Below are 23,095 nucleotides of genomic sequence, written 5' to 3' on the forward strand. Positions count from 1 at the left end.
CCATGAAAGCCAACCCCTTCGCAGACAACCCCCGGGCCCAGAGCCTGCTGCGCGTTCTCCTCACCGTGGCCGTGGTGGCCGCCGCCGTCTGGGCGGGCTTTCGCCTGTGGGACCACTACGAGCTCGCACCGTGGACGCGCGACGGCCGCGTGCGCGCCAACGTGGTCCAGATCGCGCCCGACGTGTCGGGCCTCGTCACGGCCGTGCCGATCCGCGACAACCAGCCGGTCGCCGCCGGCACGCTGCTGTTCGAGGTCGACCGCGCGCGCTACGACCTCGCCGTGCGCCAGGCGCAGGCCGCGCTCGCCGCGCAGCGCGCCGTGAGTGCGCAGGCCCAGCGCGAGAACGCACGCAACACGGGGCTCGACGAGCTGGTGTCCAAGGAGTCGCGCGAACAGACCCGCGCCCGCGTCGAGCAGGCGCAGGCTGCCGTCGCGCAGGCCGAGGTGGCGCTCGATTCGGCGCGCCTGAACCTGCAGCGCGCCGAAGTGCGCGCGCCGGCCGACGGCCTCGTCACCAACCTCGACCTGCGCCAGGGCAGCTATGCCGCCGCCGGCCGGCCGGTGCTCGCGCTGGTCGATGCGCAGTCGTTCTATGTCGAAGGCTACTTCGAAGAAACCAAACTGCCGCGCATCCACCTGGGCGACCGCGTGCGCGTGACGCCGATGGGCGGCGGCGCGGTGCTCGAAGGCGCGGTCGACAGCGTGGCCGCCGGCATCGCCGACCGCGACCGCTCCACCAGCGCCAACCTGCTGCCCAGCGTGAACCCGACCTTCAACTGGGTGCGGCTGGCGCAGCGCATCCCGGTGCGCGTGAAGCTCGACCCGCTGCCCGAGGGCGCGCGCCTCGTGGCCGGCCAGACCGTCACGGTGCAGGTCCTCGAACACGACGCGGCCCACGCTGCCGCCGCACCGAAGAAGGGATGACCGCCATGACCCGCTTCGCCTTTCGCATGGCTTCGCTCGCGGTCGCGGCCGGGCTCGCGGCCTGCGCGGCGGTCGGCCCCGACTACCGGCAACCGCCCGAGGCGCTGGCCAGCCAGCCCGCTGCCGGCAAGCCGTTCGCCGAAGCACCGGCGAATGCCGCGCCGCTGCCCGCGCACTGGTGGCGCCTGTACCACGACCCGCTGCTCGACCGCCTCGTCACCCAGGCGCTCGCGCACAACACCGACCTGCGCCAGGCCGTCGCCAACCTCGAGCGCGAACGCGCCATCGAAACCGAAGTGGCCGGCGCCAAGTACCCGACGATCGGCGTGAACGGCGGGCCGTCCTTCGGCCACGTCTCGGGCCTGTCGCTGCTGCAAAAGGGCTACGAGCCGCCGAACACCTTCAACTACAGCGCGGGTGCGTCGCTGTCGTACCAGGTCGACCTGTTCGGCCAGATCCGCCGCGCCATCGAGGCCTCGGCCGCCAGCAGCCAGGCCGCCGAAGCCGCGCTCGACCTCGTTCGCGTGAACGTCGCGGCCGGCACCGCGCGCGCCTACGCCGAAGCCTGCTCGGCCGGCCTGCGGCTGCAGATCGCGCAGAAGTCGGTCGCGCTGCAACAAGACGCCGTGAACGTCACCGAGCGCCTGCAGCGCGCGGGCCGCGCCGGCGCCATCGACGCCGGCCGCGCGCGCGCCCAACTCGCGCAGCTCGACGCCGCGCTGCCGCCGTTGAAGGCCCAGCGCCAGGGCGCGCTCTACCGCCTGGCCACGCTCACCGGCGCACTGCCGCAAGACTTTCCGCGCGAGGTGGCCGACTGCACCACGCCGCCGCGCGTGGCCGGCGCGCTGCCGGTGGGCGACGGTGCCGCGCTGCTGCGCCGCCGGCCCGACATCCGCCAGGCCGAGCGCAGCCTCGCTGCCTCGACCGCGCGCATCGGCGTGGCCACGGCCGACCTCTATCCGAAGGTCACGCTGGGCCTGTCGGGCTCGTCGGCCGGCCATGCCACCGGCTTCGGCCGCCAGGACACGCTGGCCTGGAGCGTCGGCCCGCTGATCTCGTGGACCGTGCCCAACACCGGCGCCGCGCAGGCCCGCATCGCACAGGCCGAAGCCGGCACGCGCGCCGCACTTGCCAAGTTCGACGGCACCGTGCTGACAGCGCTGCGCGAGACCGAGACCGCGCTCGGCACCTACGCCCGCGAGCTCGACCGCCGCGCCGCCCTGCAGGCCTCGCGCGACGAAAGCGCCAAGGTCGCCGCGCAGGCGCGCCAGCTCTACCGCAACGGCCGCACCGCCTACCTCGACGCGCTCGACGCCGAACGCGCACTGGCCGGCGCCGACGCCGCATTGGCCGCCAGCGAGGCGCAACTGGCCGACGACCAGGTCGTGCTGTTCATGGCGCTCGGCGGCGGCTGGGAGCCGGCCGATGACGCGCTCGCACAAAGCCAACAAGGCAAGCCCGCCACGACCGTCCGCTGAGCGGCACGTGCCGCTCGCCGGCCGCAACGCTCAGCGCGTGAACAGCCAGCCGCCCTTGGGCTGGCGCGTCAGCTCGTGGCGCTTGATGGCGCGCTCCTCGCCGTCGTCGCCCACGTAGACCACGTCGAAACGCAGCAGCCGGGGCGACACCAGCTTCCAGTTCTGGATGCGCTGCACCGTCACGCAGGCGGTCTTGTCGTGGTACTGCATCTCGGCCATCGGCCCGCCCTGGAAGCCCGTGCCGTCGAACAACCGGCCGGGCGCCGCGAAGGGGTTGAGCACCGCGCCGTTGCGCGCCGTGATGCAGCCTTCGGTGCGCAAGAAGGACTCGATGGTCGGCGACGCGCTTCCCACCACCTTGCCCACCGCGGGGCTCGGGGGCTTGCCGCCGACGGCTTCGCGGATGCGATCCACTTGAACAGCGGTGATCGGCGCGAGGCCGTCCTTGGAAACCACGGCGGGTGGGGCGGCTGTTGTCGCTTCGGTCGGCGAACCGACCGGCGCGTCCGGGAACAGCAGGGCCGTGAGGTAGCTGCAGCCCGCCAGCAGCGTCAGGGGCAGGGTGCAGGCCAGGGTGCGGATCGGTGTGCCGAACTTCATGGTGCTGGTATCTCCCGTGTGCGGCGCGGGGCCGCTGTCTTCAGGTGGCAGTTTGCGGTGCTGCCTCGTCGTCCTCAAGCCGCTTTCAAAAACGCTCGTTCGGCGCCAGGTAGCGCCACTGGCCCGGCTGCAGCCCGGCCAGCGAGACGCGGCCCACGCGCAGGCGCCGCATGCCGACGATGCGCAGGTTCACGCCGTCGCAGATGTGCGCGATCTGCCCGGGCCGCGCGCCCTTCAGCGCAAAGCGCAGGCCGGTCTGCTCGGGCGACTGCCGGCCGATGCTCACGCGCGCGGGCGAACGCTCCAGCCGCGCCAGCACCTCGGGGCTCACCGGGCCGGCCACGTCGACCATCACTTCGTGTTCGAGGATGCCCGCGTCTTCCTGCAGTTTGCGCTCGATGCGCCATTCCTGCGTGTAGGCCACGAGGCCGCTGGCGCCGGTTTCGAGCGGTGTCATGCAACGCTGGCCGCGCGCATGCGCCGGCAGGAAGCGCTGGCCCTCGCGCTCGGGCTCGTGGTGGTTGGCGGCCACCAGCAGCTGGTGGGCGTTGTCGGTCGGCATGCCGGCGGGCTTGTAGAGCACCATCGTCACCGGCACCACGGGCTCGGGCCGCGCACCGGCGGCGATCTCGACCTGCTGGTGCGGCTGCACGCGCGACTGCGGCAGCAGGGCGGGCACGCCGTCCACGCGCACCGCGCCGTTCTCGATCAGCAGCTCGGCCTCGCGGCGCGACACCTGGGCCAGCGCGGCCACGCGCTTGGCCAGGCGCACGCCTTCGTCGTCGGGCGCAGAGGGGCGGTTCGAGCGGTTCATCGCGCGTCGGCCAGTTGCCGGATGCGCGCCACGTGCGCCGCCAGCGAACGCGCCGCCACCGGCCACATGCGCTCGGGCACGTCGTCGTAGGCAAGCGGCAGCCACTGCTCGGGCGTGCCGTCGGGCAGCCGCTGCATCGTGGCGGCGATCTTGGCCTCGCGCTTGAGGCGGTGCGCCTTCAGGTGCGCGATGGCCGTGCGCGCAAAGCCGATCACGTAGCCGTGCGCCGGCAGGATGAAGTCGATGCCGCCGGCCGCGCAGGCCGCGTCGAGCTTGTCGAGCGAATCGAGGTAGGCCGTCATGTCGCCGTCCGGCGGGTCGACCACCGTCGTGCTGCCGTTGAGGATGTGGTCGCCCGAGAACAGCAGGCCGTCTTCTTCGAGCACCAGGCACAGGTGGTTGGCCGCGTGGCCGGGCGTGTGGATGGCGCGCAGCGTGTGCGTGAGCGGCGTGCCGTCGGGCGCGGTGCCCGAGAGCACCAGCCGTTCGCCGTCGGCCAGTTCGCGTTCGGCGCTGAAGCGCGCGGTGGAACGTGCTGTGGGCGCGGACGACAGCCCGAGGATCGGCGGCTTGCGCTCTGCAGCGCACAGCGCCTGCAGCGGCGCGGCGCCCGGCGAGTGGTCGGCGTGCGAGTGCGTGCAGACGATCAGGCGGATGTCGCCTTGCGTGGCTTCCATCAGCCGCGCCAGGTGCGTCGCGTCGTTCGGGCCCGGGTCGATCACGAGGTAGCCGGTGGCCGCGTCGCCCACGAGGTAGGTGTTGGTGCCCGGGCCGGTCATGGCGCTCGGGTTCGGCGCCGTGAGGCGCTGCACGTTCTTCAGCAGCGCCACGGGCTGCGTGCTCTGCCAGTCGAGCGCGTGCGCGATCTGGCCGTCGGGGCACACCAGCGCGAGCTCGCCGAAGGGCGACTCGTGTTCCATGTAGCGCGCGTCCTCGCCCTTGAGCAGGCCGGCGCGCGGGCAGCTGGTCCACAGCGGCTTCTCCTGGCCGTCGGCCCCGGGCGCGCAGGCCGCGAGCACCGCATCGACCGTCGCATAGGCCGCCATGCGCTGCAGCGTGCGGATGGTCGGGAAGATCATGAAGAAGCTGCCCGCCTCGTGGCGCGCCAGCGCGTCGGCCGGGCGCACCCAGCAGGGCTCGAACTGCTCGCTCTCGTCAGCCGTGGGCTCCTGGCCCTCGGGCATGCGCGCCACCAGGAAGGGCACGTCGAAGCGCTTGGGCAGGTCGCGGTCGGTGATCCAGTGCGCGAAGGTGAAGACCTGGTCGGCCGACAGCACCAGGCCGCGCGCGGCGCACTGGTCGGCGAAGGCCGTGCCGGCGGTGGCGTTGCGGTCCATCGCGGCGACCTCGCCGGCGCTCACCGCGCGACCGTCGGCGTGGCGGGCCAGCAGGATGCCGAGCTCTTCGAAGGCCTCGCGGATCGCGGCGATGGCCTGCGTGTGTTGCGTGTCGCTTTGCGTGGCGCGGCGTGCCGCGATGCGCGCGGCGGCGGCGTCGGCCGCGTCGATGTGGCCCCCCGGAAAGACGTAGGCGCCAGGTGCGAAGCTCGCGGTGGCCGAGCGGCGGGTCATGAGGACCTCCAGGCCGGCGTCGGTGTCGCGCAGCAGCAGGACGGTGGCGGCGGCGCGCACGGGCACCGGCTCGCGATAGATGTGGAGTTGTTGTGTGGGGCGGACCATGGAGCGATTATGGAGAGGCAAGGGGCGCGGTGCATAAGCACATGTGCAAACAGATATCAGCCGCGCGCCACAATCGGCGCCTGCACCGTCCGCCTCGAAGAAAGACCGACATGGCCCATTCTCCCTTCCCGCGTCGCGCCCTGCTGGCCGCTGGCGCCTTGCTCTGCACCGCCGCCGCATCGACCCTGGCGCTGGCCCAGCCCGACTGGCCGCAACAACCCGTCACACTGATCATGGGCTTCCCGGCCGGCTCGGGCGTCGACGTGGTGGCCCGCGCCATCCAGGAGCCGCTGTCGCGCCAGCTCGGCAAGCCCGTGATCATCGACTACAAGTCGGGCGCGGCCGGCAACATCGCCAGCGAGTACGTCGCCCATGCCAAGCCCGACGGCTACACGCTCTCGTTCGGCACCGCCGCCACGCACGGCAGCAATGCTGCGCTGTACAAGAAGCTGCCCTTCGACGTGGAGGCCGACTTCGTGCCCGTGGCGCCCGTGCTCGACGTGTCGAACGTGCTCACCATCAACCCCGACGTGATCAACGTGCGCACGCTCAAGGAGTTCGTCGAGCTGGTGAAGGCCAACCCCGGAAAGTACAACTACGCCTCCACCGGCAACGGCGCGGGCACGCACATGGCCTTTGCCGAGTTCAACTCGCGCCTGGGCCTGAACATGGTCCACGTGCCCTACAAGGGCGGCCCCGAGGCCATCACCTCGGTGGTGCGCGGCGAGACCTGCTGCATCATGAACCAGGTGCAGACCGTGCTGCCGCACTACAAGGCCGGCAAGGTGCGCCTGCTGGGCGTGACCACCGCCACGGCGGTGCCGGCCGTGAAGGAGGTGCCGACCATCGCCTCCAGCGGCCTGCCGGGCACCAAGGGCTTCGACAGCGCCATCTGGTTCGGCATCTTCGCGCCCAAGGGCACCGACGCCCACATCGTCGACAAGCTCAACGCCGCCGTGAAGACCGTGCTCGAGCAGCCCGAGATCCGCGAGCGCTTCGAGAGCCAGGGCAACACGGTGCGCATCGAGTCGCCTGCGCAGTTCAAGAAGACCGTGCACGCCAACCGCGTGAAGTGGGCCGAGGTCGCCAAGGCGGCGAACATCAGCATCGACTGATCACAAGGTCTTCGTCAGCGTCAGGATGAAGCGGGCCTTGTTCGGCGAGTAGGTCGTCTGGCCGACGGTGCCGAAACCGTAGTCGTAGCCCGGGTTGGCCACGGACACGTACGCGCTCTTCTTGTTCGCGCCCTGCACCGAGCCCGTGAGCGTGAGGCCGCTGCCGAAGTCGTAGGTGGCGCCGACGTTGTAGTCCACGTAGCTCCTGTAGCCCAGGCCGCGGATGTCGCTCGACATGTTCGTGTAGCCCACGGCCGCCTTCAGCGTGACCTTGGGCACGATCTCCTTGCTGTAGGCCAGGTTCAGGTAGCCGGTGTTGCGGCCCGTGCGGCCCGAGCCGGTCTTGGCGCCGGCGTAACCGAAGTAGTCCTTCGACACCGTGTGCGAGTACTTCAGCGTGAACGAACCGAGCGTGGCGTCGGTGTAGCCCGCGCTGGCGTACAGCTCGGTGGTGTTGCCCGTCGAATTGCCCGGGTACAGGTAGGTGAGGGCGCCCACGTCCATGTCGAGCGGGCCGGCCTTGAACTTGTAGCCGCCGTACAGGTCGCTCTCGAGGCTGTTGCCCTTGAGCCAGTTGACGCTCGAATTCCAGTTGCCGATGTAGAAGCCGCTGTCGCCGAAGGTGTAGTCGAAGCCGCCCTGCACGGCGGGCTTGAAGCCGCGGGTCTTGGCGTAGTCGTTCTTGCCGAGCATGTCCTGGTCCTGGCCGCGGAACTTGTAGTTCGTGGTCAGCGCCACGTTGCCCGAGAGCTGCGCGTTGGCGAGCACCGGCAGGGCGAACAGGGTGGGAAGAACGAGCACCGGCAAGGCGGTGCGGAGAAGGTGTTTCATCGAAAGAATTCGCTAACGGATGGAGGAGCCGGCAGCGTAGAAGCGCGGGTCTAAAAGCCGCGTAAAAAACGAAGGCCCCGGCGCAAAAGTTGTGTGTCGGGCATCGTCATCGCGACCACGCCCACCACCACGCAGGCCAGCCCGATCCACGCCGTGGCCGCCAGCGTCTCGCCCAGGCACACCACGCCGATCGTCACGCCGATGGGCACGCGCAGATAAGCCTGCGCCGAGGTCGACATCGGCCCCAGCGTCTTGATGAGCCGGAAGTAGATCGTGAAGGCCAGCGCGGTCGAGAGCACTGCCAGCGCCACAACGGCCGTCATCGACGCTGCCGATGGGGTGAGCGTCCAGGGCCTGTCGATCGCCAGGCTCGCGGGCACGAGCAGGGCTGCGCCGCTCACCAACGAGCCGGCCGCGGGCACCATCGGGTCCAGGCCCTTGAACACGCGGCCGAACATCGCGGCGCAGCCGTAGCAGACGGCGGCCACCACCAGCGCCAGCTGTGCCAGCAGCGAATGCCCCAGCCCCTGCAGCGCCTCGAAGCCCACGATCAGGCAGATGCCCGCCAGCCCCGCCCCCACGCCGAAGAGGCGCTGCAACGTGGGCTTGCCTGCGCCGCCCAGGCCCCACCCCAGCAGGAAGATGAAGATCGGCGAGGTCGAGTTGAGGATGGTCGCCAGCCCCGCATCCACGCTGCGTTCGGCCCACGCGATCAGCGTGAACGGCAGCACGCTGTTCAGACAAGCCTGCAGCGCGAAGCGCCGCCACGTTGCGCCGTCTTTCGGCAATCGCACGCCGCGCAGGCGCAGCACCGCGAGGAGCAGCAACCCCGCGATCAGGGTGCGTGCCGCGATCAGCGTGACCGGCGGGATCGTCGCCACGCCGATCTTGATGAAGGTGTACGAGGCACCCCAGCAGGTCGCGAGCACCGCGAGCAGCGCCCATTCGAGGGCAGGGGCGTGGGGTTGGACTGAAGCGGCGAGCGGGGTCGTTGGCATGGTGCACCGATCTTCGCGAGACCGGCCCCTCGTCACTTCGCTGACGGACGAAATGTGGGCGCGAAAGCCTCAGTGATCGTGCCCGTGGCTTCGCGCCGGCGCAGCGCCGTTCAGCAGCGCCGCCAGGTCGACTTCCTGCTCCGCCGCCGCGCCCGCGATCACGCGCTGCTCCAGCTCGTCCAGGTGTTCCAGCGCCACGGCCAGCGCGGCGTCGAGCGAGTCGCCCATGAGCGCTTCGATGATCTGTTCGTGCTCGCGCGGCGCGCAGCTCGCGGCCTCGGCCGAGTCGTACAGCGCCTTGTACAGCTCGGTGTTCGCAATCAGCCGCCGGATGTACGACAGCAGCTCGTCGCTGCCCGCCATCTGCGCCAGCAGCAGGTGGAAGTCGCCGGCCAGGCGGATCGCGTCCTCGCGCCGGCCTTCCTTGAACGCCTTCTGCTCCGCCTGCACGTGCTTGCGCAGCGCGGCCACCTGCTCGCGCGCCAGCCGGCCGAACAGCGTGGCGACCAGCCCGGCCTCCACGATGCGGCGCGCGCGGTAGATGCCGCGCATGTCGTCGATCGACGGGTTGGGCACGAAGGCGCCGCGGTTGTGCTCCAGCACCAGCCGCTTCTCGGAGCCCAGCCGCGCCAGCACCTTGCGCACCGCACCGCGCGTGCAGCCCAGCGCCTCGGCCAGCGCGCGCTCGCGCAGCGGCGTGCCGGGGCGCAGCTTGCCGCTGAGCAGCGCCTTGGACACGGCGGCGTAGACGCGCTCGTCCACGTTCGCGTCATCGGCTGAAGCGAGTTCGGCGGGTTCGGTCGAAGGGGCGGGCGCGGCGGATCGGCGGGTGGCGGCAGGCATGGGCCTGCGGATTATTGCCTGCACCCCGCCACCTCCGGGAAAGCCCCCCGGATTGACGCGGCCCGCCCGGCTCCGTACCATTCGCGCCGCTTGGTTAACCAAAATATATAAAATGGTTAACCAAAAGAAGATCGAATTTCCAACCACCCGAACACACAGAGACATCCCATGAAACTCGCCAAATGGCTGGCCCTGCTGCCGGTCGCCGCCTTCTTCAGCGGGGGATGGCTGTCGTCCGTCGCGCCCACCTTCGTGCTCGGCATGCCCTTCCTGATGGTCTGGAACGTGAGCTGGCTGGTGCTGACCTCGCTGGTCATGGTGGTCATCGACCGCGCCGAAGGCGACCTCGACGCGCAAGACGCGCAGGCTGCCAAGGCCGCAGGAGACGCGCGATGAACGCCGCACTCGGCGTGATCGCGCTCTTCGTGGCCGGCGCCCTCGGCCTGGCCGTGCTCGCGCGCCGCGGGCGCACCATGAGCCTGGAGCAATGGGCGCTGGGCGGGCGCGGGCTGGGCACGATCATGGTGTTCCTGCTCATGGCGGGCGAGTCGTTCTCGACCTTCACCTTCCTGGGCGCCAGCGGCTGGTCGTACAGCAAGGGCTCGCCGGCCTTCTACATCCTGGCCTACGGCGGCCTGGCCTACCTCATGGCCTTCTGGATGCTGCCGGCCATCTGGCGCTACGCCACCGCGCACAAGCTGGTGTCGTTCTCCGACTTCTTCGCCCACAAGTACGACAGCCGCCCGCTCGGCGTGCTGGTGTCGGTGGTCGCGCTCATGGGCATGGTGGCGCTGCTCACCATCCAGCTGCGCGGGCTGGGCATCATCGTGTCGGAGGCCTCGTACGGCTCCATCGCGCCGCAGGTGGCGATCTGGATCGGCACGCTCGTGATGGTGAGCTACATCCTGTTCTCGGGCATCCACGGCTCGGCCAGCATCGCCATCGTGAAGGACATCCTGATCCTCGTGCTCGCCGTGTTCCTGGGCGTGTACCTGCCCTGGCATTACTACGGCGGCGTCACGCCGATGTTCAGCGCCATCCACGCGGCCAACCCCAGCTTCTTCGAGTTTCCGAAAGAGGGCCTGAACCTCACCTGGTACAACTCGACCATTCTGCTCACGGCGCTGGGCTACTACCTGTACCCGTTCAACCTGACCTCGGTGTATGCCGCGCGCAGCGCGAGCGCGGTGCGCCGCAACACCATCCTGATGCCGCTGTACCAGGTGGTCATCGCCTTCCTGTTCCTGGTGGGCTTCGCGGCGATCCTGCAGGTGCCGGGGCTCAAGGGCTCCGAGGTCGACCTGGCCCTGTTCGGCCTCGTGAAGCACACCTTCGACCCGTGGTTCGTGGGCGTGATCGGCGGCACGGGCGTGCTCACCGCGCTGGTGCCGGGCTCGATGATCCTGCTCACCGCCTCCACCGTGATCGGCAAGAACGTCTACAAGGAGGGCTTCGCGCCCCACGCCACCGACAAGCAGGTCTCGCGCGTGGCGCGCGGCGTGCTGCCCCTGTTCGCGCTGGTGGCCGTGTACTTCGTACTGCGCGGCGGCACCACCATCGTGGCCGTGGCCATCTTCGCGTCGAGCCTGCTCACGCAACTGCTGCCCTCGCTGCTGTTCAGCCTCATGAAGAAACCCTTCGGCAGCAAGCACGCCGCCTTTGCGGGCATCCTCGCGGGCGGTGCGGTGCTGGCCTTCACGATGACCACCGGCGCGAACCTCGGCACGCTGTTCCCGGCGGCGCCCGTGGTCTTCAAGTCGCTCAACACCGGGCTGGTGGCGCTGGCGGTCAATGCGCTGGTCTTCGTGGCGGTGGCACTCGTCACGCCGCGCATGCTGCCGCGCACCGTGGCGGCGCAACCCGCCTGACCGGTCTTCTCTTGCCTCTGACCCACGAACGAAACCGAATGACCCAGCTCCTGATCCGCAACGTGCGCCCCCTGGGTGCGTCTCCTGTCGATGTGCGCGTGCACGACGGCCGCATTGCCGAGATCGGCGCGGCGCTGGCCGCCCCGGCCGGCGCCACCGTCGAAGACGGCGAGGGCGCCTTGCTGCTGCCCGGCCTCGTCGAAGGCCACACCCACCTCGACAAGACGATGTGGGGCATGGACTGGTACCGCAACGAGGTCGGCACGAACCTCACCGACAAGATCGAGAACGAGCGCGCCTTCCGCCACGCCAGCGGGCACGACGCCGCCGCGCAGTCGCTGGTGCTGGCCAAGGCCTTCCTCGCGCTCGGCACCACGCGCCTGCGCACGCACGTCGACGTCGACACGCAGGCCGGCCTGCGCCACCTCGAAGGCACGCTGCGCACGCGCGAGACGCTGCGCGAGGTGCAGCAGATCCAGGTCGTCGCGTTTCCGCAGTCGGGCCTGCTCGGGCGCGCCGGCACGGCCGAGCTGCTCGACCAGTCGCTGGCCCTGGGCGCCGACGTGCTCGGCGGCCTCGACCCCTGCGCCATCGACGGCGACCCCGTGAAGTCGCTCGACGTGCTCTTCGGCATCGCCCACAAGCACCAGCGCCCCGTCGACATCCACCTGCACGAGCCCGGCGCCATGGGTGCCTTCTCGCTCGAGCTGATCCTGCAGCGCACCGAGGCGCTCGGCATGCAGGGCCAGGTCGCGATCAGCCACGGCTTCTGCCTGGGCGACGTGAGCGAACGCGAGCGCGACGTGCTGCTCGCGCGCATGGCGAAGCTGGGCGTGGTGCTCATCACCAGCGCGCCGGCTTCGCGCAACGTGCCGCCGCTCATGGCGTGCCGCGCGGCCGGCGTCACCGTGCTCGGCGGCAACGACGGCATCCGCGACACCTGGTCGCCCTACGGCAACCCCGACATGCTCGAGCGCGCGATGCTCATCGGCCTGCGCTACAACCTGCGCCGCGACGACGAGCTCGAAGTGGCGCTCGACACCGTCACCCATTCCGGCGCGCGCGGCTGCGGCTTCGCGGCCTACGGGCTCGACGTGGGCTGCCGCGCCGACCTCGTGCTGGTCGACGCGCAAACGCCCGCGCAGGCCGTGGTGGGCCGCCCCGTGCGCAAGCTCGTGGTGTCGGGCGGCCGCGTGGTCGCGCGCCACGGCACGCTCGTGCCCGGCGCCGTGCCCGCGTGAGCCGCGCCACGCTCTCCGCATCCGACAACCCGCGCACCGGCGCGGGCCCGGTCTTCTTCGCTTGCGTGGTCGTGCTGGTGGCGCTCAACCTGCGCGCCTTTCTCACGTCGAGCAGCCCCTTGCTCGAACCGATCCGCGCCGCGACCGGCATCGGCTTCCACGCCGTCGCGCTGCTCACGGTGCTGCCGATGTTCGCGATGGGCGCGGTGTCGCTGTCGGGCGCGGCCGTGGGCCAGCGGCTGGGCGCGCGCGGCGGCATCGCGCTCGGGCTCGGCGCCATCGCGCTGGCCTGCGCCGGCCGCTACGTGGCGGGCGGCGCCGCGGCGCTGCTGTGGAGCGCCGCGCTCGCGGGCGCGGGCGTGGGGCTGGTGCAGGCGCTCATGCCCGGCGTGGTCAAGCAAGCCTACCCCGCGCGTCTCGGCCTCATGACCGGGCTCTACTCGGCCGCCATCATGGGCGGCGGCGGGCTCGGCGCCATGGCCAGCCCATGGCTTGCGCGCGCCGTGGGCGGCGAGGCGCAACTCGACTGGCATGCCGGCCTTGCCATGTGGGCGGTGCTCGCGATCGTGGCGCTGGTGGCCTGGCTGCGCGGTGCGCGGCAGCTGCCGTCTGCGTCGTCATCCATGCGCGCCGCCGATCCGTCGCTCGACCGCGCCTGGCTGCGCTGCTTCGGTCACCGCCGCGCGTGGCTGCTGGCGCTGTGCTTCGGCCTCATCAACGGCGGCTACACCAGCCTCGTCGCGTGGCTGCCGCATTACTTCCACGCCGAGCGCGGCTGGACGGCGCAGCAGGGCGGCGCCGTGCTCGCGCTCATGACGCTGGCGCAGGTCGTCGGCGCGCTCACCCTGCCGGCGCTCGCGCGGCGCGGCGGCCAGCGCGACCTGCGGCGCTGGCTGGTCGGCGCGCTGCTGGCGCAACTCGCGGGCTTTGCGGCGCTCGGGCTTGCGCTGCCCGTGCCGGCGGCCGTCATCGCCGTCGTGCTCGGTGCCGGCCTGGGCGGTGCGTTCTCGCTGTGCATGGTGCTCGCGCTCGACCACCGGCCCGACCCCGCGCAGGCCGGCGCGCTCGCCGGCTTCATGCAGGGCGTGGGCTTCATGATCGCGGCGCTCGCGCCCTTCGTCACCGGCTGGGTGCGCGAGCAGACCGGCGGCTTCACCATGGCCTGGGCCTACCTGGCCGCCGTCACCGTGCTGCTGCTGCCCGCCGTGCTGCGCTTTGACCCGCGCCGCTACGCGAGTGCCACGGCCGGCCTGTTCGGCGCGCAGACTGCATCCGCGCCGTCCCCCATCGAGCAGGCCCGCAAGGCCTGAGACAAACGGAGATTCGACCCATGTACAACGAACACTTCATGCAGCGCGCCCTGGCCCTTTCGGCCCGGGCGCTCCAGGAACCCGGCACCGAGCCCTTCGGCGCGGTCGTCGTCAAGAACGGCGAGGTGGTGGGCGAGGGCTTCAACCACTCCGTCGCGCACCACGACCCCACCTCGCACGGCGAGGTCGAGGCCATTCGCGATGCCTGCCGCCGGCTGGGCACCGTCGACCTGTCGGGCTGCGAGCTCTACACCTCGTGCGAGCCTTGCGCCATGTGCGTGGCGGCCATGCACATCGCGGGCATCGGCCAGCTGTACTACGCGGCCACGCTCGCGCAGTCGGGCGACGCCTTCCAAGGCGTGACCGTGGCGGCGCGCCACCCCATCGACGTCGATGTGCTGCGCACCGAAGCCGGCGCACCACTGGCCGCGCGTGCGCAACCGGCCGAACAGAAGATGGACGCCGAAGCCGTGCGCATCCTCTCGGCGTGGGCCGAGCCGCGACGCGGCGACTGAAGCGCTACGCAGCGGCAGCGTCGCCGCGCGTTGCGGCTTCGAACTCGGCGCGGTTGAGCAGGCCGAAGTACAGCACGTCGTACCACTGCAGCCCCAGCGGATATTCCGTGGCGCGGCTGCGCGTGCTGTCGCAGTCGTCGTCGAAGCGCAGCCCGAAGAAGGCGTCGAGCGGCGCTGCCTGTTTTTTCGCACCGGCTTCGCGCAGCACCTGCGCCGCTGCCGCGATGTCTTGCGGCAGCGCATCGAGCGCGGCGCCGGCCTGCTGGCAGCGCGCGAGCTCCTTCTCGACACAGGCCCGCAGCGGAGCCTCTTCCGATTCGGTCATGGTGTCGAGCTCGACCGTCTCCAGCAGCAGGTGCTCGTTGCGATGGGCTTCGAGAAACGCCAGGGTCTCGTCCAGCCAGCCCGGCAGCTGCGTCGAGCCCGTTGCGGGCGCGGCAGCCGCGGGCGGTGCCTTCGGTGCGGCGGGCGGCGAGAACCAGCCCTTGAGCCGGTCGACGAACGACGTGGCTTTCGGCGCGGCCACGACGGGCGCGGCAGCGGGCGCGGGCGCAGGCACCGGCGCTTGCGCCGCCAGGTACCGCATGATGTCGATGAGCCGCTTCACCCGCGCAAAGCCCGGCTCGAAGCGGCCGCTGATCGCGTACAGCCTGACCTTCTCATCCCCCTCGTCGCTGTCGAGGCCGTCGGAGATCAGCGACGCGCACAGCTGCGGGTCGCCCGACATCAGCAGCCGGTACATGAACGGAATGTCGTAGTTCCATTCGGACAGGCCCGAGATCGTTTCGGGTCGGTCCGTGTACGCCGTGGGCCGGTTGGTGAGGCTGTAGAGGTAAGAGCGATTGGCCATGGATCAAAGTGTGAATGGCGGCTGCAATGCGAGCGCGTCGCCGTGACAAGAATGAAGAAGAGCCGCCTCTCGCGAAGCGGCCTTCGGCCTGGTCGGCAGATTCTGCCTTCGCCAGATTTACACTCCGCCCCATGCAAGGAAAGCAAGGAAGCAACGACGTTCAGCGCGGCCTGCAGCCCGTGGTGGAGCTGCGGTCTGAAGGCGCGTCGTACCTGTATTCCGTGCGCGCGCCGCGCTCCAAGGGCGTGATCCCGCCCAGCTCCTACAGCCACACCGGCTTTGCCAGCGTGGCCGATTGCCTGCGCGACATTGCACGCGCGCTCGGGGGCAACTTCAGTCGCATCTACGTGCGCCTCGAAGGCCACTGCGTCGGCGAGCGCGACATTGCCGAGCTGCGCAAGGCGCCCGACATCGTCGCGGCCGAACTGCAGGCCCTGTGCCGCGCGGTGATCGCCGAGCAGCAGAAGCCGCCACAGCAGCAACAGGAACAGCCCAGCGAAGTCGCCGTCACGCCGCGTTGCTAGTGGCGCGAAGCGCGGTGCCGTTCGCTCACTGCGGCACGTTCACGATGGTCGCCTGCATCATCGCCACCACCTTGTAATCGGTGTCGCCCGCCTTCGCGAAGGCGCGCACTTCGCCCGTGCACACCGCGAGCAGCTTGCCCGAGCTCTGCACACGGCCCACCGCCAGGAAGCGCTCGCCCAGCGCGGGCCGCATGAAGTTGATCTTGAACTCCGCCGTCACCACGTCACAGCCCTGCGGCGCCTTCGTGAGCCCCGCGTAGCCGCAGGCGCTGTCGACGATGCTCGTCACCGCGCCCGCATGCACATAGCCGCGCTGCTGCGACAGCGCCTTTGAAAACGGCATCTCGATGTGCACCTCGCCGTCGCCCACATGCACCAGCCGCGCGCCGAGCGTGGCCATCAGGCCTTGTGCGTTGAAGCTGTCGGAGATGCGGGTGTGAAGGTCGGTCATGGCTGGCAAGCGAAAAGAAGCAGAAGAAAAAGGGCGCCCGCAGGGGCGCCCCGAGGGGTCACTGCATTCTGCCGCGCGGCGCTACGCCCCGCGCCAGCGCCTCAGTCCCACGCCGGCGACAGCCCTTGCGGATCGGTCAGCCGCTCGCCCCGGTCGAGCGCGGCGATCTGCGCCATCTCGGCCTCGGTCAGCGTCAGTTGCTGCGCCTTCAGGTTGCTTTCGAGGTTCGCGCGCTTGGTCGACGACGGAATCACCGCGTAGCCCAGCTGCATCGCCCAGGCCAGCACCACCTGCGCGGGCGTCGCGCCGTGCGCCGTGGCAATCGCGCCGATCACCGGGTCGTTCAGCACCTTGCCGTAGGCCAGCGTCATGTACGAGGTGATGCGGATGCCCTGGCTCTGCGCGAAGGCCGCCACCTTGCGGTTCTGCAGGTAGGGGTGCAGCTCGATCTGGTTCGTGGCAATGGCCGGCGCGCCCACGGCGGCAATGGCCTCCTGCATCAGCGCGATGTTGAAGTTCGACACACCGATCTGCTTCGTGAGCCCCAGCGCCTTGGCCTCGGCCAGCGCGCCCATGAACTCCGCCACCGGCACGGCGTTGGCGGGCGAGGGCCAGTGGATCAGCGTCAGGTCCACATGGTCTGTGCGCAGCTTGGCCAGGCTGTCTTTCAGGCTGGGCACCAGCTTGTCTTTCGCGTAGTGGTCGGTCCAGATCTTGGTGGTGATGAAGAGCTCGTTGCGGGCCACGCCGCTTTCGGCAATGGCCTGGCCCACCTCGGCTTCGTTGCCGTAGATCTGCGCCGTGTCGATCGCGCGGTAGCCCAGGTCGAGGCCGTTCTTCACCGAGTCGATCACCACCTGGCCCTGCAGGCGGAAGGTGCCGAGGCCGAAGGCGGGAATGGGGGTGTGGATGTTCGTGGTCATGGCGTGTGTGTTCCTTGTGTTCAAAGAAAGAAAAAGAAGAGAAGGGAAGAGGAAAGCTCAGTGCCCGACCGGCACCGGCCCCGAGGCGCGCACCGGAATGCCGGCACGACGGTCGAGCGAGCCGCTCCATTGCGTGAGGGCCAGCGACACCAGCACAACGAGTGCGCCGATCCAGGGCGTGTGCATCAGCCCGAGGTGCGTCACGATCAGGCCGCCGGCCCAGGCTGCGCCTGCAATGCCCAGGTTGAAGGCCGCGATGTTCAGGCCCGAGGCCACGTCCACCGCCTGCGGCGTGAAGCGTTCGGCCTGCTTCACCACGTACACCTGCAGCCCCGGCACGTTGCCGAACGCCACCGCGCCCCACATCAGCACCGCCACCAGCGCCAGCCACTTGTGCGGCGCCGCGAAGTTGAAGACCAGCAGCACGGCCGCCAGCAGCGCAAAGATGATCTTCAGCGCCGGAATCGGGCCCATGCGGTCGGCCAGCTTGCCGCCCCAGATGTTGCCCACCGCCACCGAGATGCCGTACACCAGCATCACCCAGCCCACCGCGCCGGCGCTGAAGCCCGACACGTCGGTGAGGATCGGCGCCAGGAACGTGAACGGAATGAACGAGCCGCCGTAGCCGATGGCCGTCTTGGCATACACCAGCAGCAGGCGCGGCTCGGCCAGCACCTTCGCTTGTTGCGCCAGCGAAGCCGGCGGCGTGTGGCGGATGTTGCCCGGCACGAAGATCCAGCTGCCGATGAAGGCGACCACGCCCAGCGCCGACACTGCCAGGAAAGTCTCGCGCCAGCCGAAGTGCTGCCCGATGAACGTGCCCAGCGGCACGCCCGTGACCAGCGCCACCGTGAGCCCCGTGAACATGATCGCGATGGCGCTCGCCGCCTTTTCCTTCGGCACCAGGCCGGTGGCAATCGTCGAGCCGATCGAGAAGAACACCCCGTGCGCCAGCCCCGTGAGCACGCGGGCGGCAATCAGCGATTCATAGCTGGGCGCCTGCCACGCCAGCAGGTTGCCGACCGTGAACAGCGCCATCAGCCCGAGCAGCAGCGCCTTGCGCGGCAGCTTGCCCGTGAGGGCCGTGAGCACCGGCGCGCCAATGGCAACGCCCAGTGCATAGAGGCTGACCAAGAGGCCCGCCGAGGGAAGGCCGATGCCGAGGTCGGCAGCGACGGTGGGAATGAGGCCAACGATGACGAACTCGGTCGTTCCGATGGCGAAGGCGCTGAGGGTCAGCGCGAGTAAGGCGATTGGCATGAGAGCACTCCTTCTGGGATGAGGAGGAGTGTCTTGCGGTTACCTTTGCGGATAAATGGGGGTTTCGGCAGAAGATAGTTGATTTAAAGGCAATAGTCTGACCAAGAGGCCAAGCCAAAAGTTCGAGACACAAGCGCAAAAGAATAGTGAGGCTTCAGCCACTTCGTGACGCTTGATTGGTTAGACTGAATTGCTTGCGCCGCAAATGAGTGCGCATGGAGGGGCACTATGGGATTCGTTGACTTTTCCGACAAGAGCTTGTTTGGAAATGAGGCAGCTGAAGACGAAAACGAAGGGATCTTCACCAGTTACGCCGTTATTCGTCCGGAGGTTAGAGAGTTTTTGGCTGCCGACGTGGCGATAGCGGTAATACGTGCATACAAGGGGGAAGGGAAGTCGGCGTTGCTACGGTTGGTGCAACTGGAGCTTCGAAAGAGAGAGCCGCAACCTCTAATAATTGCAGTGCCGGCATCTTCGATCACGCCTGAGCTTGAATCCTCCGACCACGATCGCTGGGTAAGAGCATGGAAGCAAAGTATCTTGCGCCTAGCAGCAAATGAGATCGGGGCCTCAATAAAGTTGGCTTTCGGTGATGATGCAATTGCGCTGGTGGAGGAGGCTGAGATGAATGGCTATAAGTCTCGGTCATTCGTTTCGTCTGTCGTTGATCGACTTAAAACCTCAGCCATTCCCTTGGAGCGGGCACGTCAAGGAGTAGTAAATCCAGAGCAACTGCTTCGTCGTTGGACGGAAAAAGGAGCCGAGGTTTGGCTGTTAATAGATGATCTGGATAATAACTTTGAAAACACGCCCGTCCAGCGGGCAAAAGTTGCTTCAGCGTTTACTGCATGTCGTCAAATTGCCAACTTGGTTCCCGAGTTCCGATTCAGATTGACTGTCCGTCCAAATGTTTGGACGACCATCAAGCAGTATCACGAAACACTCTCTCATGTTGAGCAGTATGTGAGGCCACTAACTTGGTCTATCGGTGAGTTCTATGAGCTGCTGTCAATGCGCATTGAAGCTCAACTTCATCGAACAAAAAAATGGGAAGACATTCAAGAAAATTTGTCACTCGACACAAAAAAGCGTCGCTCAGAATTGGTCGCGCTCGCATTCGACGATCCTATGCCATGGGGACGAGATCAATTTCGTTCTCCAACGACAATTCTCTATACGATGGCACGACGTAGACCTCGCTGGCTCGTTGAGCTTGCAAAGCATGCTGCGGCCAAGGCGCTTGAAGCTAGGCGGATGCGAATCAATTTCGATGACATCACTGCAGTTCTGCCAGATTTCGGACAGAGGCGTGTCCAAGACACCGTCGCAGAATTTCGTTCGCAGTGTCCCGAAATCGAAGAGTTGCTTACGGCATTCGTTGGTGAGCCGGAATGGTTTTCGACGGCAGATCTTGTCTCAACCTTGAACAACAGGGTGCTTCAAGGGGTACATCCGAGAATTGTTGGAATCCTAGGGAGGCCTTCCTCGGTCGAGGTCGCGCATTTTCTATTTCAGATTGGATTTCTAACTGCTCGACGAGATTTGGGGGGTGGGCACTATGAGCATCTCTCTTACTCAGACAATCCGGCGCTACTCAACGCTCGGACAAATATCGACCAGGGGTTCTCATGGGAGGTACACCCCGTCTTCCGGCAGGCGCTGAAGCTGAAAAATGTGCCTGACCGTCCGGCTAAGCGCTGAATCTTGAAATGAATTTAGTCTTGGAGGCTTGAGATGCCAGTGGCAACGATCGCACATAGATATACTGATACGTCACGCAAAAAAGCGTGATCGGGTTTGGAAGCCTGTCGAACTCTCTGCGACGGAAGCCGCAGATACCGCACATGGTCTGCGGCTTTTTCGTTCGCCCATTTTTGGCGGCTCGAACGGGAGGGCGCGAGCCCTGCCGGCTTTCGCAAGAGGGTTCCCGGTCTTCCAACCCGTTCGAGCTGCCGCCACCGTTTGGAAGCGGGTGCGTCGGCTGTAGCAAACAGAACCCGACTGGAGGCCTCTATGGCTGAATCTGCACCTGTGTCCGCGCAAGCAAGCGCCCGTCCCGTTGCCGTGTTGCCCGCTCTTGACGAACTCGCCCTGCAAGCCTGCGACGACGCCGACAACCTCAACGCTGTAATGCGTGCCTACACGGCCCTAGAAAAGCTCGTAGACACCAGCGCCCTCAACGACAGCGAAGAGCTCGCCCCCACCCGCACCGAACTGAGCGCATTGCTCCGCCTGCTCAACGAAGCGTTGATGACACGCATCGCCACCGTCAACGCAACAGCCGGTGCCGTGCGCGATGCGCTGCAAGCGCACCCCTCGCTCAAGCCGGCGTAGCCCACAGCGGCCGGCGTGAAGCCTCTGCCTCACGCCCGGCCCGCAGCCCTCAAGCCGCCTTCGTCTCCGGCAACACCGCCGTCAACGCAAAGTCCACCAGCATCAGCCAGGTCTCTTCGAGCCCGGTGATGTTGTGGTGGTCCGAGTTCGACACGGTCTGCACGCTCACGGGCGCGCGCTGACCGGCTACGCTGCGCATCCCGTTCGCTTTCCAGCGTTCTCTCTTCTCCACGACAAAGCCGATGCCAGTTGCGCCCATTGCCGCCGACGACAGCAACAACAACAAACCCGAAGAGGCCACCTTCATTTCCGCCGCCTGGACCCGCCTGCGCGACATGGTCGCAGCGCGAACCCCTGCGGACGGCCGCACCGACGCGCTGTACCCGGGCCTGCGCTGCTACCGCTTTTCACACCCGGTGCGTTACGAGAAAACCCAGCGCCTCACGCCGGGCGTGGTGGTGGTCTTGCAGGGCCGCAAGACCGCGCACCTCGGTGGCGGCCGTTCGCTGGCCTACGGCGCCACGCAGTGCCTGGTGCTCGGGGCCGAGGTCGCGTGCCTCGGTACGGTCGTCGGGGCGAGCACCGCGGCGCCGTACCTGGCCATTCATCTGGACCTGCCGCCCGACGTGCTGGTCAAGTCGGTCCTCGCACTGGCCGAAGGCGGTGGTGGTGATGCGCTGCCGGCCGAGCCCGCCCGCGTGCGCGAGCACTTCACGGCCCCGGTGGGGCCGGAGGTGGTCGAGGCCTTCGCCCGCCTGCTGCTGGCGGCCGATGACCCGGTGGACCGCCGCACGCTCGCGCCGCTGGCTGTCGAGGAAATCGTGCTGCGGCTGCTGCGCTCCGAGGCGGCCGCCGCCATCCGCAGCGCGGGCGCCGTCTCCAAGGCCGGCGCCCGCATACAGACGGCCATCGCCTTCATGCGCCGCCATCTGGGCCGGCCGCTGTCGGTGGCCGAGATCGCGAGCCACGTCCACATGAGCCCTTCGCACTTCGCGCACAGCTTTCGCGAGGTGGCCGGCGTCACGCCGATGCGCTGCATTCGCGACCTGCGCCTGGAAGAGGCGCGCTCGCTGATGCTGGGCGCCGGGCTGCGCCCCGGCGATGCGGCTGCCAAGGTGGGGTTCGAGAGCGCGGCGCATTTCAACCGCGCGTTTCGCAGGCGGTTCGAGACGACGCCTGCGGAGTACGTGCGGCGCATGCAGGCGGCGTGATGCCGGGGTGACCCCGGCGTGGCTGCCTGCGTCCTTCGCAGCCATGGTCAATTTCTTCGCAGCTTCGTGCCTAGGCGCGGGGGAGGGGGCTGGCTAACCTGCCTGCTCTCTCTTTTCATTCATTCATTGAATCCACAAGCCAACGCGAAGAAGAAATGTCCATGGACCCGATCAACGTCATCATCACTTTCGAAGCCAAGCCCGAGCGCGCGTCTGCGTTCGCGGAACTCATGAACCAGGTCAAGCAGTCGCTGCCATCGGCGGATGGGTGCCGGGGCGTGCGGCTGTTCGGGCGCAGCGACAACGACTGCGTTTTCACGCTGGTCGAATCGTGGGCGTCGCAGGCGCACCACCAGGCGCACATTGCGAGCGCGGTGGCGTCAGGGGCCTGGGAGGTGCTGGCGGGGGAGTTGGCGCGGGAGCCCGTCAGCTGCTATTGCCGGGAGCTTTGAAAAAGCCCTGGCCGCTTGCGCTGCCTACGCCGCCTTCGTCTCCGGCAGCACCGCCGTCAACGCAAAGTCCACCAGCATCAGCCAGGTCTCTTCCAGCCCGGTGATGTTGTGGTGGTCCGAGTTCGACACGGTCTGCACGCTCACGGGCGTGGGCCAGGCGGCGATGAGTTTTTCGGAGCGTTCGTGCGGCACGACGTCGTCCTTCGCGGCGAGCAGCACCTGGGTCTTGGCGGCGACTTCCTTGCTGTGCTCGATGGAGTTGAAGCGGTGGCGCAGCAACAGCGACAGCGGCACGAGCGGAAAGCGCTTCTTGGCGACTTCGAGCAGCGAGTCGTACGGCGTGATGAGCTGCAGGCTCGCAAACTCCTGCCGCGCCACGAGCTGGATGGCCACGCCGGTGCCCAGGCTGCGGCCCACCACGTGCAGGCGCGCCTGCGGAAAGGCGCGGCGCAGGTGGCTGGCGAACTGGGCGGCGTCGGCCACGGAGGCGATTTCCGAAGGTGCGCCCTGCGAGTCGGCCACGCCCCGGTAGTTGAGCGCGGCAAAGCCGAAGCCCTCGGGCAGCCAGTGCAGCATCTGCGCGGTGGCGCGCACGTCTTCGCCGCGGCCGGCGAAGTAGATGAACAGGTCCTGCAGCGCGTCTTCGCCCTGTGGGTGGTACACGTAGCCGCGCACCATGCCGCCGGGCACGGGGTGCGAGTAGGTCGAGAAGTCGTCCGACAGATGCACCACGGGCAGCTTGCGGGCGTTGAAAAGAATGTGGCCCTGTCGCGTGGCGAGCAGGGTCCAGTAGGCGGCCAGGCTGCCGATGGCGGCGGCCGAGGCCGACAGGGCAATGCGGGCAATCTTGGCTTGGGTGTTCTTCTGCAAAT

General features: G+C 68.4%; 25 protein-coding genes. 13 read left to right on the top strand and 12 right to left on the bottom strand.

The genetic code is table 11. From position 1 onward, the window contains the following. Window positions 1–2 precede the first annotated feature (2 nt). Window positions 3–926, top strand: a complete 924-nt coding sequence (locus AC1RAD_RS03205) for an efflux RND transporter periplasmic adaptor subunit (RefSeq protein WP_307582949.1) — start codon at window positions 3–5, stop codon at window positions 924–926. After that, window positions 923–2,404, top strand: a complete 1,482-nt coding sequence (locus AC1RAD_RS03210; protein WP_492733858.1) for an efflux transporter outer membrane subunit — start codon at window positions 923–925, stop codon at window positions 2,402–2,404. The genes AC1RAD_RS03205 and AC1RAD_RS03210 overlap by 4 nt, the downstream gene beginning before the upstream one ends. Window positions 2,405–2,434: 30 nt before the next feature. On the opposite strand, the gene AC1RAD_RS03215 is transcribed toward AC1RAD_RS03210, so the two are convergent. From AC1RAD_RS03215 to AC1RAD_RS03225, 3 genes are all read right to left on the bottom strand, one after another. Continuing rightward, a complete protein-coding gene (locus tag AC1RAD_RS03215; protein ID WP_492731773.1) occupies window positions 2,435–3,004 on the bottom strand; it encodes a hypothetical protein in 570 nt (189 codons plus the stop codon). Between the two features lie 85 nt (window positions 3,005–3,089). After that, window positions 3,090–3,818: an RNA pseudouridine synthase gene (locus AC1RAD_RS03220; protein WP_492733860.1), complete on the bottom strand. Its 729-nt coding sequence runs from the start codon at window positions 3,816–3,818 to the stop codon at window positions 3,090–3,092. Next, window positions 3,815–5,497 (bottom strand): MBL fold metallo-hydrolase, encoded by a 1,683-nt coding sequence (locus AC1RAD_RS03225; protein ID WP_492733862.1) that lies wholly within the window; start codon window positions 5,495–5,497, stop codon window positions 3,815–3,817. Before AC1RAD_RS03225 ends, AC1RAD_RS03220 begins: the two co-directional genes overlap by 4 nt. A gap of 110 nt (window positions 5,498–5,607) precedes the next feature. On the opposite strand from AC1RAD_RS03225, the gene AC1RAD_RS03230 reads away from it, so the two are divergent. Then, complete coding sequence (locus AC1RAD_RS03230; RefSeq protein ID WP_095743580.1) at window positions 5,608–6,612, top strand: Bug family tripartite tricarboxylate transporter substrate binding protein; 1,005 nt, start codon at window positions 5,608–5,610, stop codon at window positions 6,610–6,612. Here AC1RAD_RS03230 and AC1RAD_RS03235 read toward each other — a convergent pair whose 3' ends face one another. From AC1RAD_RS03235 to AC1RAD_RS03245, 3 genes are all read right to left on the bottom strand, one after another. Next, the gene (locus AC1RAD_RS03235) at window positions 6,613–7,443 is read right to left on the bottom strand and encodes a TorF family putative porin (RefSeq protein ID WP_492733864.1); all 831 of its coding nucleotides are present in this window, start codon (window positions 7,441–7,443) and stop codon (window positions 6,613–6,615) included. Window positions 7,444–7,493: 50 nt separating this feature from the next. Next, window positions 7,494–8,441, bottom strand: a complete 948-nt coding sequence (locus AC1RAD_RS03240; RefSeq protein WP_492733866.1) for a DMT family transporter — start codon at window positions 8,439–8,441, stop codon at window positions 7,494–7,496. A gap of 69 nt (window positions 8,442–8,510) precedes the next feature. Next, entirely contained in the window at window positions 8,511–9,284 is a 774-nt protein-coding gene (locus tag AC1RAD_RS03245) for a GntR family transcriptional regulator (RefSeq protein ID WP_492733868.1), read from the bottom strand. 168 nt (window positions 9,285–9,452) lie between these two features. Between AC1RAD_RS03245 and AC1RAD_RS03250 the strand changes: the two genes are divergently transcribed. Genes AC1RAD_RS03250 through AC1RAD_RS03270 form a run of 5 tightly spaced genes read left to right on the top strand, consistent with a single transcriptional unit; the run spans window position 9,453 to window position 14,218 of the window. Continuing rightward, window positions 9,453–9,680, top strand: coding sequence for a DUF3311 domain-containing protein (locus tag AC1RAD_RS03250; protein WP_307695628.1), 228 nt, complete (start codon window positions 9,453–9,455; stop codon window positions 9,678–9,680). Then, window positions 9,677–11,152 (top strand): sodium:solute symporter family protein, encoded by a 1,476-nt coding sequence (locus tag AC1RAD_RS03255; RefSeq protein WP_492733870.1) that lies wholly within the window; start codon window positions 9,677–9,679, stop codon window positions 11,150–11,152. The genes AC1RAD_RS03250 and AC1RAD_RS03255 overlap by 4 nt, the downstream gene beginning before the upstream one ends. Window positions 11,153–11,190: 38 nt before the next feature. Next, complete coding sequence (locus AC1RAD_RS03260; RefSeq protein ID WP_492733872.1) at window positions 11,191–12,393, top strand: amidohydrolase family protein; 1,203 nt, start codon at window positions 11,191–11,193, stop codon at window positions 12,391–12,393. Beyond that, complete coding sequence (locus tag AC1RAD_RS03265; RefSeq protein ID WP_492733874.1) at window positions 12,390–13,703, top strand: cyanate transporter; 1,314 nt, start codon at window positions 12,390–12,392, stop codon at window positions 13,701–13,703. The genes AC1RAD_RS03260 and AC1RAD_RS03265 overlap by 4 nt, the downstream gene beginning before the upstream one ends. 20 nt (window positions 13,704–13,723) lie before the next feature. Then, complete coding sequence (locus tag AC1RAD_RS03270; RefSeq protein WP_492733875.1) at window positions 13,724–14,218, top strand: nucleoside deaminase; 495 nt, start codon at window positions 13,724–13,726, stop codon at window positions 14,216–14,218. 4 nt (window positions 14,219–14,222) lie between these two features. Here AC1RAD_RS03270 and AC1RAD_RS03275 read toward each other — a convergent pair whose 3' ends face one another. Continuing rightward, window positions 14,223–15,068 (bottom strand): DUF7822 domain-containing protein, encoded by an 846-nt coding sequence (locus tag AC1RAD_RS03275; RefSeq protein WP_492733877.1) that lies wholly within the window; start codon window positions 15,066–15,068, stop codon window positions 14,223–14,225. Window positions 15,069–15,199: 131 nt separating this feature from the next. Between AC1RAD_RS03275 and AC1RAD_RS03280 the strand changes: the two genes are divergently transcribed. Next, window positions 15,200–15,592: a hypothetical protein gene (locus tag AC1RAD_RS03280; protein ID WP_492733879.1), complete on the top strand. Its 393-nt coding sequence runs from the start codon at window positions 15,200–15,202 to the stop codon at window positions 15,590–15,592. Between the two features lie 25 nt (window positions 15,593–15,617). Here AC1RAD_RS03280 and AC1RAD_RS03285 read toward each other — a convergent pair whose 3' ends face one another. From AC1RAD_RS03285 to AC1RAD_RS03295, 3 genes are all read right to left on the bottom strand, one after another. Then, entirely contained in the window at window positions 15,618–16,043 is a 426-nt protein-coding gene (locus AC1RAD_RS03285; protein ID WP_070060148.1) for a PaaI family thioesterase, read from the bottom strand. A gap of 101 nt (window positions 16,044–16,144) precedes the next feature. Next, the gene (gene dkgB, locus AC1RAD_RS03290) at window positions 16,145–16,966 is read right to left on the bottom strand and encodes a 2,5-didehydrogluconate reductase DkgB (RefSeq protein WP_492733881.1); all 822 of its coding nucleotides are present in this window, start codon (window positions 16,964–16,966) and stop codon (window positions 16,145–16,147) included. Between the two features lie 57 nt (window positions 16,967–17,023). Then, window positions 17,024–18,226 carry an MFS transporter gene (locus tag AC1RAD_RS03295; RefSeq protein WP_070060146.1) on the bottom strand — a complete coding sequence of 401 codons (1,203 nt, stop codon included), beginning with the start codon at window positions 18,224–18,226 and terminating at the stop codon, window positions 17,024–17,026. A gap of 228 nt (window positions 18,227–18,454) precedes the next feature. Between AC1RAD_RS03295 and AC1RAD_RS03300 the strand changes: the two genes are divergently transcribed. Together AC1RAD_RS03300 and AC1RAD_RS03305 are read left to right on the top strand one after the other, a co-directional pair. Further along, on the top strand, window positions 18,455–19,927 hold the full coding sequence (locus tag AC1RAD_RS03300) for a P-loop ATPase, Sll1717 family (protein ID WP_492733883.1): 1,473 nt from the start codon (window positions 18,455–18,457) through the stop codon (window positions 19,925–19,927). Between the two features lie 312 nt (window positions 19,928–20,239). Continuing rightward, window positions 20,240–20,560, top strand: a complete 321-nt coding sequence (locus AC1RAD_RS03305; protein WP_492733885.1) for a hypothetical protein — start codon at window positions 20,240–20,242, stop codon at window positions 20,558–20,560. A gap of 49 nt (window positions 20,561–20,609) precedes the next feature. On the opposite strand, the gene AC1RAD_RS03310 is transcribed toward AC1RAD_RS03305, so the two are convergent. Beyond that, on the bottom strand, window positions 20,610–20,759 hold the full coding sequence (locus tag AC1RAD_RS03310) for a hypothetical protein (RefSeq protein ID WP_492733887.1): 150 nt from the start codon (window positions 20,757–20,759) through the stop codon (window positions 20,610–20,612). A gap of 43 nt (window positions 20,760–20,802) precedes the next feature. Between AC1RAD_RS03310 and AC1RAD_RS03315 the strand changes: the two genes are divergently transcribed. Both AC1RAD_RS03315 and AC1RAD_RS03320 read left to right on the top strand, forming a co-directional pair. Then, complete coding sequence (locus AC1RAD_RS03315) at window positions 20,803–21,771, top strand: AraC family transcriptional regulator (RefSeq protein WP_492733889.1); 969 nt, start codon at window positions 20,803–20,805, stop codon at window positions 21,769–21,771. Window positions 21,772–21,932: 161 nt separating this feature from the next. After that, a complete protein-coding gene (locus tag AC1RAD_RS03320; RefSeq protein ID WP_492733891.1) occupies window positions 21,933–22,223 on the top strand; it encodes a putative quinol monooxygenase in 291 nt (96 codons plus the stop codon). A 24-nt stretch (window positions 22,224–22,247) separates the two neighbouring features. Here the strand turns inward: AC1RAD_RS03320 and AC1RAD_RS03325 are convergent, their stop codons facing one another. Further along, window positions 22,248–23,093: an alpha/beta hydrolase gene (locus AC1RAD_RS03325; RefSeq protein ID WP_235944225.1), complete on the bottom strand. Its 846-nt coding sequence runs from the start codon at window positions 23,091–23,093 to the stop codon at window positions 22,248–22,250. Window positions 23,094–23,095: the final 2 nt, after the last annotated feature.

Source organism: Variovorax sp. GW823-FHT04B03 (assembly GCF_058796495.1).